The sequence below is a fragment of the Desulfoprunum sp. genome, from assembly GCF_053613775.1.
In genome coordinates this window covers 172,280-185,613 of record NZ_JBSHXH010000003.1, presented here as the reverse complement: position 1 = coordinate 185,613, position 13,334 = coordinate 172,280, and the positions used below count along the sequence as shown (strand labels likewise).

Below are 13,334 nucleotides of genomic sequence, written 5' to 3'. Positions count from 1 at the left end.
GAACCATCGCTCCGCGCCCCTGCGCCCCATGATCAGCCCGGTTTTTTTGGCGGCAACGGCTAAAAGAACCTGGCAATTTGGCGGCGAAGCAGGTAGTCTTTAATGATATTGATTATCATAATGAATCCGCAGCCCGTCTCTACGCCGATGAACCTTCCATTCCCCGCCGTCCTGCGTCGCCTGTCCCGCTCGCCGATGATCGACGTCTTCATGCTCCTGGCGCTGGGGGCCGGGATCGGCACGGTATTCGTCTCGGGGTCGCAGGGCATCGGCTACAACTGGCAGTGGTACCGGATCCCCCGCTACCTGTGGACCATCGATGCCGGCGATCTCATCGCCGGACCGCTGGTCCACGGACTGCTCGTCACCCTGCAGCTGTCGGCGTACAGTCTCGTTCTGGCCCTGGCGATCGGCCTGACCGCCGCCGTTCTGCGGCTTTCGCATTCCCCTCTGGCGTCGCTGCTGGCCAGGATCTATGTCGAGCTGATGCGGAATACCCCACTGCTGATCCAGATCTTCTTCATCTATTTCGTCCTCGGTCCGCTGCTCGGACTCGACCGGCTGCCGGCGGCACTCCTCTCCCTCAGCCTCTTCGAGGGGGCCTATATCGCCGAGATCCTGCGCTCGGGCATTCTGTCCGTCCCGCACCAGCAGGTCGAGGCGAGCTACAGCCTCGGGCTCGGGACCTACGCCACCTACCGCAAGGTCATCCTGCCCCAGGCATTTCGCACCGCCCTGCCGCCGCTGGCCAGCCAGACGATCTCGCTGGTCAAGGATTCGGCCCTGGTCAGCACCATCGCCATCTACGACCTGACGATGCACGCCCAGGCGATCATCGCCGAGACCTTCCTGACCTTCGAGATCTGGCTGACGGTCGCCGCCCTCTACCTGATGATCACCATCTTCCTGTCGCTGGCGGCCGGGGCCCTGGAACAACGACTGAAACTGCCTTGACATGAAGCCGATCACCTTCCGGTCCCGGCATTCACCCCATTCAATCAACCACAGGAGATGACGATGAAGAGAACACTGATCCTTACCCTGGTCCTGCTGGTCGTGGCGATGACCGGCACGACCTTCGCCGCAACGGCCCGGCAGCAGCTCACTGCCGAGAGCACCATCGAGCGGGTCATGCAGAAAGGGGTCCTGCGCGTCGGCATGGACACCTTCCAGCCCTGGGCGATGAAGGACAAGAACGGCCGGCTGATCGGCTTCGAGATCGATGTCGCGACCCGCCTGGCCAAGGATCTCGGGGTCAAGGTCGAATTCGTCCCCACCGCCTGGTCCGGCATCATCCCCGCCCTCCTCACCGGCAAGTTCGATGTCATCATCGGCGGCATGGGCATCACCCCCGAGCGGTCGCTGAAGGTCAACTTCACGCTCCCCTACGACTACTCCGGCATGTCGCTCGTCGCTCACCGCCACAAGGCCGCCGGCTTCACCCAACTGGCGGACTTCAACAAGCCGGAGGTGCAGATCGCCGTCAAGTTGGGCACCACCGCCGCCGCCGCCGCCAAGAAATACCTGCCCAAGGCCACCCTGCGGATGTTCGACAACGAGACCCAGCTGTACCAGGAACTGCGCAACGGCCAGGTCCATGCGGTGGTCGAGAGCGCCCCCCGGCCGGCCTTCGAGGCCGCCGACTACAAGGAGACGCTGTTTCTGCCCTTCACCGAGACCTTCACCAGGGAACCGATCGCCTTCGCGCTGCCCAAGGGTGATCCCGACACCCTGGCCTGCTTCAACAGCTGGATCACCCTGGTCCAGCTCGAAGGCTGGCTGCAGGAACGGCACGACTACTGGTTCGGCGCCAAGGACTGGGCCAGCCAGGTCCAGTAGATCGTTCATCACCTTGCCCGGAGGGAGGGGATCCGAACGTCGCCCCCTCCCTTTTCAGCTTCAACGCCAACGCCCCCATGCCACGACTGCAACGACAGCTCGGCCGTCTCGATTGGTTCGTCCTCGCCGGGCTGATCGGTGCTGCGGTCTTCCTCCTCTACCGGATGTTCTTCAACCTGAACTACAACTGGAACTGGGGGATCATCCCGACGTACCTGGTCCGCTACGACGACGAGCAGCAGCGGTGGGTGGCCAACGCCCTGCTCGAAGGCCTGGTCACGACGATCCGGTTGAGCGTCTGGGGAATGCTCCTCGCCCTGGCGCTCGGCGTCATCCTCGGGGTGATGCGAGTCGCGACCCGGCTCGCGCCGCGGCTGCTCAGCCGCGTCTACATCGAATTTATCCGCAACACCCCGGCCCTGGTCCTGGTGTTTCTGTTCTACTACTTCGTCAACGACCGCCTCCTCTCCCACTTCGAGATCGACGCCCTGATCCGCCACAGCCCGGCCGCCGTCCGCCGGGCCCTGACCCTGGCCGCCGGCGACCCGACCCTGATCTCGCCCTTCATCTCCGGGGCGATGACGATCGGCCTGTTCCAGGCCGCCTACATCGCCGAGATCGTCAGGGCCGGCATCCAATCGATCCCGGCCGGCCAGTGGGAGGCGTCGCGCTCCCTCGGCCTGCCGAAGTTCCTGGTGCTGCGACTGGTCATCCTGCCCCAGGCCATCCGCGTCATGCTGCCGCCGCTGGCCGGCGAATTCATCAATACCATCAAGTATTCGTCGATCGTCTCGATCATCTCGATCCAGGAACTGACCTTCCAGGGGATGCAGGTCATGGCCTCGACCCAGGCGACAATCGAGATCTGGATCACCATCACCGCGATGTACCTCGTCCTTTGTCTCGGTCTGTCGCTGGCGGTGCATCGGCTCGAACGGAAGTACCGCCGGACCCTGCACTGACGGGCGGCAGCGAAACCTATGCAGCCGTTCCCCGCCCCCCACACCCCGGAGCCGCCGATGTTGAAATCACCGTCCCCTTTTTCCATCGCCAACATCAGGCTGTTCATCCTGTTCCGGATCCTGTTCAATTCCCGCTTCTACTATCCGGTCTTCACCATCCTGTTCCTCGATTACGGCCTGACCATCGAGCAGTTTTCCCTCCTCAATACGGTCTGGGCGATCACCATCTTCTGCGCCGAGGTCCCCACCGGGGCCCTGGCCGACATCATCGGCCGCAAGCGGCTGGTGGTCACCACCTCGTTTCTGATGGTCGCCGAAATGGCCCTGATCTGCTTCGTGCCGCTGGGCAACGGCACCCTGATCTTTTCGGTCTTCCTCGTCAACCGGATTTTGAGCGGTCTGGCCGAGGCCCTGGCCTCGGGGGCCGACGAGGCCATCGCCTACGACTCGCTTGCCGCCGAAGGCGATACCAGGGACTGGCCCCGGGTCCTCAGCGTCCAGATGCGTCTGCGCTCGGTCGCCGCGGTCGTGTCGATGGCGGTGGGGGCCCTGATCTACGACCCGGTGATGGTCAACCGGCTGCTGTCCTGGATCGGCGCCGATCTCCAGGTCGACCAGCAGACCACCATGCGCTACCCCATCTTCCTGACCCTGCTGCTGGCCATCGGCGCCTGCGGCGTCACGCTGCGCATCCGCGAGGCGGCCGCCGGTCCGGGACAACGCTTTCGCCCGGGGGATATCCTCCGCACCATGACCGAGACCGGGCGGATGACCCTGGCCGCCGGACGGTGGATCGCCCGGACCCCCTTCGCCCTCGCCGTCATCCTCTTCGGCATGGTCTACGACCACATCCTGCGTCTGGTCGTCACCCTGACCAGCCAGTATTTCCGCCTCATCGCCCTGCCCGAGGCGAGCTTCGGCCTGATCGGGGCGGGGATGTCGCTGCTCGGCATCGTCTCGCCCAAGGTCGCGGAACGGATGGTCGAGCGATTCTCACCGGCCGCCAACGTCCTGTGGTTGACCGGCCTGACCCTGGTTGCCCTGAGCGCCACCGCCGCCTTCTTCCCCTACCTCGGCCTGCTGCCGATCGCGCTGATCTTCTTCCTGATGATGCTGGAGTCGTTTTTCAGCAGCCACTACCTCAACCGGATCACTCCCTCGCACCAGCGGGCGACCGTCCTCAGCTTCAAGGGCATGGCCTTCAACCTGGCCTACGGCCTGATCGGCATCCTCTTCGCGGTGCTCGTCGGCGAGCTCCGGCGCCGCGGCGCCGGCAGCTCGCCCCTGCCGCCCGCCGATGCCGCCTTCATCGGGGCGATAGGGTGGCTGCCGTGGTACGCCCTCGCCATCCTCGTTCCGATCATCGCCGTCTTCAGCCTGCGCCTCGGAAAATCCGCCGAGATCAGCCGAAGAGGCTGAGCCGGACCGCCGGATCGTCGATTTGCCGCCCCCGGCCGCAACCATTTGCAGTTTTGCCGAAAACCACGCTATAGTTACAGCACAATGATCGCCTGACGTTTCCGCCAGGCGGTGGGCACGATGAGAGCTTGATTCCCAGCGAATCTTCACCGACAAGGGACACACAGAACATGCTGAAACGATTTTCGATCTCGCTCGAGGAAAATCTGCTCGAAATTTTTGATAATCACATCCGGGCCCGGAGCTACACCAACCGCTCCGAGGCCATCCGCGACCTCATCCGCAAGGCCTTCGTCAAAAAGGAGTGGCAGGCCGACAAGGAGGTCATGGGCGTCATCAGCCTGGTGTACGACCATCACCAGCACAAGCTGCAGGACAAGGTGACCGAGGTCCAGCATGGCTATCACCATCACATCGTCTCCACCACCCATGTCCATATGGACCATGACAACTGTCTGGAGGTCATCATCGTTCGCGGCAAGGCCAAAGAGATCCAGGAATTGTCGGACAAGCTGGTCGCCCTGCGCGGCATCCGTGACGGCCATCTGGCGATGAGCAGCACCGGCCGGTTCCTGCACTGACGCCGAACCGCCGCCCCCGGCGAACAGCCCCCGGCAACGAGCCGGAAGGTGATCAGGAGATGGCCAGCAGCAGCGCGCAGAACCCGGTGATCAGCCCGAGCGCCGCCCAGTCGCCGGTCCCGGTCCGCCACTGATGGCCGGTGCGCTCCATCCCGTAACAGCGGGCCTCCATCGCCGACGCCAGCCGGTCGGCGGTGACGAAGGTCCGGCGCAGCAGGGGCATGCCGAGATGGGTGATGCGGCGCAGCGGGTTGCGGCGCTGTTCGATGGCGCGGGCGCGCAGGGCGTCGTCGAGTTCCGCCGACTGGGCGAGGATGACCGGGATGAAGCGCACCAGCAGGCCGATCATCGTGGCGACCTGCTGCTGCGGAATGAAGGGGATCGGGCGGAGATACCACTCGACCGCCGCCCGGATATGCGACGGCCGGGTGGTGACGGTGACCAGCAGGCCGAAGAGGGCGATGACGAGCAGGCGCCCGGCCAGCACCAGACCGGCCTCGAGACCCTGTCGAGTGCCAGGAAGCCAGGGGTGAGCGACCACCGGTTCGCCCGGCGTCGTCACCGCCCGCGCCGCGACGATGCAGCCCAGCAGGACCAGGTACCATTTCAGGCCGCGCAGGCAGTGCAGCGGCGAACAGCGGGCGGCGGCCAGCAGCACCAGGGCGGCGGCCAGGGCCAGGCCGAGGCCCGGGAAGCCGGTCCGGAGGCTGACCAGGCTGAACAGCGCCAAGGCCGCCAGCTTGATCCGGGCATCGACCCGATGGACCACGGTGCGCCCGGAGTGGAAGCCGATGATCATTGCAGCCACGACTCCACCATCCCGCCCAGCCTGATCGCGGCCGGCAGCCGGATGCCGTAGGTCTCGGCCGCAAGCACCACCGTCTCCGGCGGGCCGTCGACGGCGATCCGGCCCCGCTGCAGGATGATCAGCCGCTGGGCATGGGCCAGCACCTTTTCCAGGTCGTGGACACAGACGATGATGGTCCGGCCGCTCGCATGCAGGGCGACGATACGGGCGAGGACCTGGCGGACGCCGTCATAGTCGAGATTGGCGAAGGGCTCGTCGAGGACGATGACCTCCGGCTCCATCGCCAGGACCCCGGCGATCGCCAGGCGGCGCTTTTCCCCACCGGACAGCAGATGCGGGCTGCGGTCGCGCAGCGCCCCGAGGCCGACCAGCTCCAGCGCCGAGTCGACGGATTCCCGGATCCTGGCGGCCGGCCAGTTGAGATTTTCCGGGCCGAAGGCGGCATCGTCGGACACCGTTTCGCCGACGATCTGGCTGTCGGCGTCCTGGAACACCATCCCGACCGTCCGCCGGGCGTGGAGCAGGTCCTGCTCGACAGGGACGCCGGCGATGCGCACCGTCCCCTCCTGGGGCCGCAGCAGGCCGTTGAGATGCTTGAGCAGGGTGCTTTTGCCGGCGCCGTTGGCCCCGGCAAAGACGACGAAGGAACCGCGGGCGATCGTCAGGTCGATCCCCTCCAGGCTGGGGCGGCCGTCCGGATAGCGGTGGTACAGACCTGAAATCTTTATGATATCCATCACCATCCGGCGGTGTTATTCCGCCGGCTCGGCCTGCGACCGGCCATGATCCGGCCGGCGGCCAGAGTGCAGCAGCGGCCGGACGCCCTTGACGATGGCATAGGCGGCGGCGATCTTGACGATGTCGCCGGGGATGAAGGGGTACATGCCGACCGCCAGGGCCTTGCCCAGGCCGAGGCCGAGCATCATCTGCAGCCAGGGCACGCCGATGGCGTAAATGATCAGGCTGCCGACGACCATCCCGATAATCTCCGCCACCGGCCGCTGCCGGAACGTCTCCGAGATCCGGCCGACGACCCAGGCGGCGATCAGAAACCCGAAGAGGTAGCCGCCGCGGGGGCCGAACAGATGACCCAGGCCGCCGCCGCCACCGGCGAATACCGGCAGGCCGCAGGCGCCCGCCAGCAGATACACGGCGACGCTGGCCGCCGCCCAGCGGCTGCCCAGCAGCAGCGCCGCGACCAGGACAAACAGATTCTGCAGGACAATGGGGACCGGGCCGATCGGGATGACGATGTAGCCGCCGACGGCGATCAGCGCCGCCAGCAGCGAGGCGAGGACCAGGCGGTGCAGGTCCAGCGGTTGATTGGGCATGGCATTCCTCATAAGGGGAGAATGGTGTGCTGGTGCTTGAAACGAGACGGTCCGGCGTCCCGCCTGCTCCTTGCCTACGTGTGAAAACAATCGCCGTAAAAGACGGTACGGCGGGCGCCGTCGGCCATTTCCAGGATCAGCCCGCCCTCGTCATCGATATCGACCGCCAGCCCTTCGCAGCTGTCCCGCAGGGTGGTGATCGCCACCCTCCGGCCAAGGGTGATGGTGCGCTCCCGCCACTGCTGCAGGACATCAGCGCGGGAAAAGGCCGCCATCCGCGCCTCGAACCGATCAAGAAAATCCGCCAGGATCTCGGCTCGATTGCTCCGCCGGCCGGTCAGCTGCAGCGCCGAGACCGCCGGTTTGTCGGCAATCTCCGGCCGGTTGTTGAGGTTGAGGCCGATGCCGACATTGATGAAGGCGACCTGATCGGCCTCGACCTCCATCTGCGACAGGATGCCGGCGATCTTGCGCCCGTCGACCAGGACATCGTTCGGCCACTTGACCCGGGCGGCGATGCCGCAGCAGCGGGCCAGGGTTGCCACCAGATCGAGGGCCACCGCCAGATTGATCACCGGGCACACCCTGGGGAGCAGGGTGGGTCGCAGCACCATGGAAAAATACAGGCCGCCTTCCTCCGACTGCCACTGGCGCTGCATCCGGCCGCGCCCCTGAAGCTGGCGATCGGCGACAACCACGGTATAGGGGGGACAGCCGGCGCGAGCCAGGTCCATGGCCCGGTTCATCGTCGAATCGAGTTCGGGATGATAATGGATCAGCGCCGAGCGGGGACCGAACAGCCACGGGAAGGGGGTATCGGGGATGGTCAGGAGGCGGTAGCCCCTGGCAGTGGATTCGATCGCCAGGCCGCTCTGCTTCAGTTGACTGATATGCTTCCACACCGCCACCCGCGAGACCTCCAGCCTCCGGCTGATCTCCTGTCCCGACAGCGGTTGGGAAGTTTCACGCAGCATTTCCAGTATGCGTTTTTTCATCGTCTCGCCGATAAATGGTTAACCAGTAATATGCAGATGGTTAACCATTTGTTCCGGTCGATGTCAAGCGTCGCGTGAGGGGCGTTTCCTCCGCGCCAGAGACGCCGGACCCTGATCGGTCGACAGCCGGCGGTCATTATGAATGAACGTCGCGCTCTTCATATTGAGCTTTCAAGAGTCGAAGGACAGTGTTACAATCCGGGCCTCGATATTCCGGGCCTGCGTGCGCCCTATTCCGGGCCTGCGTGCGCCCGGGAAGATCGCGGAGAAGTTCCCGACGAACTTTTCTCCGCTCCGTACACCCCACTAGGCGCGTCGATGGTGCAGTCCGCCGGTGTTCCACAGATAAATTGACACAACCCGATGCAATCAATACCATTCGTCTCCGTCCATGGTGGTCACAGCGGCCAATTCTGCCACCATGCCACCAACACCCTGGAAGAAATCATCCAACAGTATATTCTCCTGAAATTCCCTTGGGTGGGGATCACCGAGCATGTGCCGGCCATTCGCGACGCCCTGCGCTATCCCGACCAGATCGCGGCCGGACTCACCCTTGAATTTCTGATGACCCGCTTCCGCGAGTACATCACTGAGTGCCGGCGGCTGCAGCGGAAATACGCCTCCGAGATCAGGATCTTCACCGCGATCGAGATCGAGACTTACAGCGGCTATGAACAGTTCATCCCTGACCTGATCGCGACCTTCCAGCCGGACTACCTAGTCGGTTCCGTCCATTTCGTCGACGATATGGGCTTCGATTACTCCCGGGAGCAGTATGACCGGACCGCCGCGGCGGTCGGCGGCAAGGACGCCCTCTACTGCCGCTATTTCGATCAGCAGTACGAGATGATCAAACTCCTGCAGCCGGCGGTGGTCGGCCACTTCGACCTCATCCGGATCTTCGACCCCGAGTACCAGTCCAGGCTCCGGCAACCGGCGATCATGGAGCGGATCCGGAGAAACCTGGCCCTCATCCGGGATCTCGACCTCATAATGGACTTCAACCTCCGCTCCCTGCTGAAGGGGGCGAGCGAACCCTACATCTCCAGGCCGATCCTGCAGATTGCCAGGGACATGGGGATCGCCGTCGTCCCCGGTGATGACTCGCACGGCCTGGACTCGGTGGCGGCGAACATGGACACAGGGGTCGCCATTCTGGCGGCAATGGGGTTCGACACCAACTGGCGTCAACCCAAACTGCTGACCTGTTGATTCCCGACCCGGCCGCCGCCGCTCACAGCGGCACCCGACGCTTGCCGATACCGCCGTATCGTGCCTGGCCGCCGAGCGGCCACAGCGCCGCCCCCCTCACCTTTTCGGTTTTTGCCCTATGTCCGCCAACCTCAAAGTACTGTTCGCCCTGACCCTGATCCATTTCACCGGCGACTTCTATACCGCCTTCATCAGCCCGCTGTTTCCGGTGTTTGTCGACAAACTCGGCCTGTCCCTGACCCAGGTCGGCGTCCTGGCCGGGACGATGCGGCTGCTGGCCTTCATCATCCAACCGACCGTCGGCTACCTCGCCGATCGCAATCCCACCCGGGCCTTCATCTTCACCGGCCTGGCGCTGACGATCGTCTTCGTGCCGCTGGCGGGTATCGCCCCCAATTTCCGGCTGCTGCTGCTGTGTGTCGCCCTCGGCTCGATCGGCTCGTCGATGTTCCACCCCTCGGTCACCGGGATGGTGCCGGTCTATGCCGGCTCGAAGGCCGGGTTCTCGATGTCGCTGTTCAACACCGGCGGCACCCTGGCCTTCGGTCTCGGGCCCCTGTTCATCACCTGGTACGTCGCCACCTTCGGCCTGACCGCCATGCCGTGGACGATGGTCGCCGGACTGCTGGTGCTGCTCTATCTGGTGAAGGTGATTCCGCCGCCGCAGAGCGAAGGGCTCAAGCGCTCGGGGTTCTTCGGGGCGCTGAAGGAAAGCCTGGGCGACGCCTGGAAGGTCGTCGCCCTGATCTGGCTGGTGATGTTCCTGCGGGCGATCGTCGGTCAGTCGTTTCTGACCTTCATGCCGGTGCTCTACGTCAAGGAAGGGTTCAGCGTCGTCGCCGCCGGGGCCATCTATTCCCTGTTCACCGTGTCGGGCACGGTCAGCGGCCTGCTGTCCGGCCACATCTCCGACCGCATCGGCTTCAAGCCGGTCTTCCTGTTCTCCTACCTGCTGATGGCCCCGGCCCTCTGGCTCCTGCTGCAGCTGAGCGGCAACTGGGTCTACCTCGGGTCGGCCCTGGCCGGCGCCATGGTCCTGGCCCCTCTCCCCCTGGGGGTGACGATGGCCCAGACCCTGGCCCCGAAAGGCCGGTCGATGGTGGCGAGCCTGATGATGGGCTTTGCCTACGGCCTCGGGGGCGCCATCACCCCGATCGTCGGCATACTGGCCGATACCTACACCATCCGCCCGGTATTGCTGGTGATCGCCGCCATCCCCCTGCTGACCCTGCCGATCATCGCCCTCTTCCCGAAAACACGCAGCAACGGCTGAGGCCTGTTTCTCAGGCGATAACCACGAAATCGGCCGCCGTTATATTTTGTGGTTTACTGGTCAGGGTCGCGAATTGAACGGCTGTACCGCCGCTGCTGCCGTCAGTATCGTAGAGCAGAGCGCCGGTGGTCGTGTTGTAGAGGACGTAGTCGTTGGAATCTGCAGCCAACCCGGTAGCCGACGCCCTGAACATTGCCGGGTCCAATACTCCTGTAGTCAGTTTGGCAAAGATGGTTCGATCCAGACTGATGGTATCGTCTATATGGGAAAAATCACCGATACTGTCGTTGTTGGCGGCAGCACTCAGCGGAGAATCAAAAGCAAAGGTGTCCGCCCCGGCACCTCCTGCCAGGAAATCATTGCCGCCCGCACCGTTGAGAATATCATTTCCACCCCAGCCATTCAGAACATTTGCCGCAGTGTTGCCGACAACGGTGTTGTTCAGATTATTGCCATTGCCGTTGATCGCTGCCGTCCCGATCAGCCTGAGGGTTTCCATGTTGGCACTGAGCGTGGAGCTGACAGTTGAAAATACGGTGTCGATCCCGGCGTTGGCCGCTTCCCAGGTGAGATCAGCGGCCACATCGACATAATAGATGTCATTGCCGAGGCCTCCGGCCATGGTGTCGGTCCCTGCCCCGCCATAAAGGATATCACCTCCACCGCCGCCGGAGAGGATATCACTCCCCCCTCGGCCATTCAGAAAATTGGCGGCATCGTTGCCGACCAGACTATTGTTCAAGGCGTTGCCTGTCCCGTTTATGGCGGCTGGGCCGAAGAGTGTCAGGTTTTCGATATTGGCCCCCAGGGTCCAGGTCACTGAAGAAAATACCTTGTCGATCTCCGTCCCCGAGGTGCTGGTCTCCGTCGTCACATCGCCGGTATTTTCGACAAAATAGGTGTCATTGCCGGTGCCGCCCACCATGGTGTCGATGCCCGGACCACCGTTGAGGGTATCGTTGCCGGCGCCACCGGAGAGAGTGTCGTTTCCCGCCCCCCCTTTGAGAACGTTCGCCGCATCGTTGCCGGTCATGGTGTTGTCGAGTGGGTTGCCGGCGCCATCGATTGCTGCAGCGCCATTGAGTGTCAGGTTTTCAAAGTTCGCCCCCAGTTTCCAACTGACAGACGCGAAGACGGCATCGATCTCCGTCGGCAAGGTGCTCGTCTCCGTAATCACGTCGCCGGCGTTGTCGACATAATAGGTGTCGTCGCCGACGCCGCCCTCCATGGTGTCGATACCCGCAAATCCCTGAAGGATGTCATTGCCGGCTTCACCTTTGAGGATGTTGTTCGCGTTGTTGCCCAGAATGATATTGTCCAACCCGTTACCGGTGCCGTTGATTGCAGATGTGCCGGCAAGCGCCAATTGTTCAAGATTCGCCCCCAAGGTCCAGGAAACTGAAGAGATCACCGTATCAATCTCTGTCGCCGAATCGCCTTCTTCCATGACAACGTCACTGGAGCTATCGACAACATAGGTGTCATTCCCGGTGCCACCGATCAGGATGTCGTTGCCGGCCTCGCCATACAATTGATCGTTGCCGGCGCCGCCGCCGAGGATATTGGACGCCGCGTTCCCGATCAGGATGTTGTCCAGTTCGTTGCCCGTACCGTTGATCGCCGCCGGGCCGTCGAGACGCAGATTCTCGAGATTCGCCCCCAGGGTCCATCTGATGGTGGAGACCACCGTATCGATCTCGGTTACTGTCGTGCTGTCCTCGTTGATCACGTCGCCGACGCTGTCGACATAGTACCAGTCGTTGCCGGCACCGCCGGTCAGGGTATCGTTGCCGACTCCACCGTACAGCTTGTCGTCACCATCATAGCCATAGAGTGAATTATCCGCGGAGTTGCCGACGATGGTATTGTTGAGTGCATTACCGATCCCGTCGATCGCCTGTTCTACCCATTCTCCGGTCACTTGGTTTTTTGTGCCGGTGAGATACAGCTGCTCGAGGTTGGCCCCCAGGGTCCAATCGACGGTGGATATCACCGAATCTGTCTCGTCCGCCGCCTCGCCATCTTCGGTGATCACGTCGCCGGTGCTATCGACATAGTACCAGTCGTTGCCGGCGCCGCCGATCAGGGTATCGTTGCCGGCGCCGCCATCGAGGTAATCGTCGCCGGCGCCGCCATTCAATACATTATCGGCGGTATTGCCGATAATCACATTGTTCAGCGCATTGCCGGTGCCGTCGATCGGCGCTGTACCTGTAAGGACCAACTCCTCGAGGTTGGCACCCAGGGTCCAGGTCACCGTCGACAGGACCCTGTCGTATTCGCCGGGGACAAGCCCCGTTTCGCTGATGACATCGGTTTGGCTGTCGACAACGTACGTATCGTCACCATCGCCACCGACCAGGGTATCGTTGCCGGTCCCGCCGTCGAGGTAATCGCTGCCGTCTAAACCAGACAGAGTGTCATTGCCGCCCAATCCCTCCAGAATATCGTCTTCTGCCGTACCATTGATAGTGTTGTCAGTTTCATCACCGGTTAAATTAGCCATAGCTTTCCTCGATATTTTATTTGCTCCAATTACACAACTGAGCCGACCCGAGCCGGTCCCTGAAAGTTTCCTGGAAATATTTCAATGTATTCGCTTGTGCTTGGATAAGCGAAACCAGCGCGGCAATGCCATGGCAGAGCAAAGGTATTGCCTCCGTCCGAGAAAAAGGACATCTTTGTTCACAGGTCCTGGTGGATATTCACAATGGAGACTGACCTTTCAAGCAGCCGATACTATCCGATGAAAAGAGGACCAATTTCTACGCTAGACTATCACGAGAAGAGTCTTAATGCAAATCTCCCTTCTGCCGTTCTGTCGATGTCCAAACGATTTCAAAATTTCTCACCCCATATCATCCTGATTTCACGAACCATCTGATAAATAACGGGCATCAATGCCTGATGC

12 protein-coding genes are annotated in these 13,334 nt (G+C 62.8%); 7 read left to right on the top strand and 5 right to left on the bottom strand.

Annotated elements, in window-relative coordinates:
• The first annotated feature begins 147 nt into the window (after window positions 1–147).
• The 5 genes from ACWGKN_RS03380 (at window position 148) to nikR (ending at window position 4,801) form a co-directional block, all read left to right on the top strand.
• Window positions 148–954, top strand: a complete 807-nt coding sequence (locus tag ACWGKN_RS03380; RefSeq protein ID WP_452094691.1) for an amino acid ABC transporter permease — start codon at window positions 148–150, stop codon at window positions 952–954.
• A gap of 63 nt (window positions 955–1,017) precedes the next feature.
• Entirely contained in the window at window positions 1,018–1,839 is an 822-nt protein-coding gene (locus ACWGKN_RS03375) for a transporter substrate-binding domain-containing protein (RefSeq protein ID WP_452094690.1), read from the top strand.
• 77 nt (window positions 1,840–1,916) lie between these two features.
• The gene (locus ACWGKN_RS03370; protein WP_452094689.1) at window positions 1,917–2,801 is read left to right on the top strand and encodes an amino acid ABC transporter permease; all 885 of its coding nucleotides are present in this window, start codon (window positions 1,917–1,919) and stop codon (window positions 2,799–2,801) included.
• A 57-nt stretch (window positions 2,802–2,858) separates the two neighbouring features.
• Window positions 2,859–4,220, top strand: coding sequence for an MFS transporter (locus tag ACWGKN_RS03365; RefSeq protein ID WP_452094688.1), 1,362 nt, complete (start codon window positions 2,859–2,861; stop codon window positions 4,218–4,220).
• A gap of 131 nt (window positions 4,221–4,351) precedes the next feature.
• Window positions 4,352–4,801 (top strand): nickel-responsive transcriptional regulator NikR, encoded by a 450-nt coding sequence (gene nikR / locus ACWGKN_RS03360; RefSeq protein ID WP_424252715.1) that lies wholly within the window; start codon window positions 4,352–4,354, stop codon window positions 4,799–4,801.
• Window positions 4,802–4,853: 52 nt separating this feature from the next.
• Here the strand turns inward: nikR and ACWGKN_RS03355 are convergent, their stop codons facing one another.
• The 4 genes from ACWGKN_RS03355 to ACWGKN_RS03340 form a co-directional block, all read right to left on the bottom strand.
• Window positions 4,854–5,600 carry an energy-coupling factor transporter transmembrane component T family protein gene (locus ACWGKN_RS03355; protein WP_452094720.1) on the bottom strand — a complete coding sequence of 249 codons (747 nt, stop codon included), beginning with the start codon at window positions 5,598–5,600 and terminating at the stop codon, window positions 4,854–4,856.
• Window positions 5,597–6,346 carry an energy-coupling factor ABC transporter ATP-binding protein gene (locus ACWGKN_RS03350; protein WP_452094687.1) on the bottom strand — a complete coding sequence of 250 codons (750 nt, stop codon included), beginning with the start codon at window positions 6,344–6,346 and terminating at the stop codon, window positions 5,597–5,599. The genes ACWGKN_RS03355 and ACWGKN_RS03350 overlap by 4 nt, the downstream gene beginning before the upstream one ends.
• A 15-nt stretch (window positions 6,347–6,361) precedes the next feature.
• Window positions 6,362–6,940: a biotin transporter BioY gene (locus ACWGKN_RS03345; protein WP_452094686.1), complete on the bottom strand. Its 579-nt coding sequence runs from the start codon at window positions 6,938–6,940 to the stop codon at window positions 6,362–6,364.
• Window positions 6,941–7,014: 74 nt separating this feature from the next.
• Window positions 7,015–7,935, bottom strand: coding sequence for a biotin--[acetyl-CoA-carboxylase] ligase (locus tag ACWGKN_RS03340; RefSeq protein ID WP_452094685.1), 921 nt, complete (start codon window positions 7,933–7,935; stop codon window positions 7,015–7,017).
• A 363-nt stretch (window positions 7,936–8,298) separates the two neighbouring features.
• Between ACWGKN_RS03340 and ACWGKN_RS03335 the strand changes: the two genes are divergently transcribed.
• Window positions 8,299–9,150, top strand: a complete 852-nt coding sequence (locus ACWGKN_RS03335) for a histidinol-phosphatase (protein ID WP_452094684.1) — start codon at window positions 8,299–8,301, stop codon at window positions 9,148–9,150.
• A gap of 118 nt (window positions 9,151–9,268) precedes the next feature.
• On the top strand, window positions 9,269–10,423 hold the full coding sequence (locus tag ACWGKN_RS03330) for an MFS transporter (RefSeq protein ID WP_452094683.1): 1,155 nt from the start codon (window positions 9,269–9,271) through the stop codon (window positions 10,421–10,423).
• A 10-nt stretch (window positions 10,424–10,433) separates the two neighbouring features.
• Here the strand turns inward: ACWGKN_RS03330 and ACWGKN_RS03325 are convergent, their stop codons facing one another.
• Window positions 10,434–12,929, bottom strand: coding sequence for a beta strand repeat-containing protein (locus tag ACWGKN_RS03325; protein WP_452094682.1), 2,496 nt, complete (start codon window positions 12,927–12,929; stop codon window positions 10,434–10,436).
• Window positions 12,930–13,334 lie beyond the last annotated feature (405 nt).

Bases quoted from the DNA above. Each gene is read 5' to 3' on its own strand.
- ACWGKN_RS03330 (WP_452094683.1), top strand. From the start codon at position 9,269: ATGTCCGCCAACCTCAAAGTACTGTTCGCCCTGACCCTGATCCATTTC.
- ACWGKN_RS03340 (WP_452094685.1), bottom strand. From the start codon at position 7,935: ATGAAAAAACGCATACTGGAAATGCTGCGTGAAACTTCCCAACCGCTG.
- ACWGKN_RS03355 (WP_452094720.1), bottom strand. From the start codon at position 5,600: ATGATCATCGGCTTCCACTCCGGGCGCACCGTGGTCCATCGGGTCGAT.
- ACWGKN_RS03350 (WP_452094687.1), bottom strand. From the start codon at position 6,346: ATGGATATCATAAAGATTTCAGGTCTGTACCACCGCTATCCGGACGGC.
- ACWGKN_RS03370 (WP_452094689.1), top strand. From the start codon at position 1,917: ATGCCACGACTGCAACGACAGCTCGGCCGTCTCGATTGGTTCGTCCTC.
- ACWGKN_RS03345 (WP_452094686.1), bottom strand. From the start codon at position 6,940: ATGCCCAATCAACCGCTGGACCTGCACCGCCTGGTCCTCGCCTCGCTG.
- ACWGKN_RS03335 (WP_452094684.1), top strand. From the start codon at position 8,299: ATGCAATCAATACCATTCGTCTCCGTCCATGGTGGTCACAGCGGCCAA.
- ACWGKN_RS03375 (WP_452094690.1), top strand. From the start codon at position 1,018: ATGAAGAGAACACTGATCCTTACCCTGGTCCTGCTGGTCGTGGCGATG.
- ACWGKN_RS03365 (WP_452094688.1), top strand. From the start codon at position 2,859: ATGTTGAAATCACCGTCCCCTTTTTCCATCGCCAACATCAGGCTGTTC.
- ACWGKN_RS03325 (WP_452094682.1), bottom strand. From the start codon at position 12,929: ATGGCTAATTTAACCGGTGATGAAACTGACAACACTATCAATGGTACG.
- ACWGKN_RS03380 (WP_452094691.1), top strand. From the start codon at position 148: ATGAACCTTCCATTCCCCGCCGTCCTGCGTCGCCTGTCCCGCTCGCCG.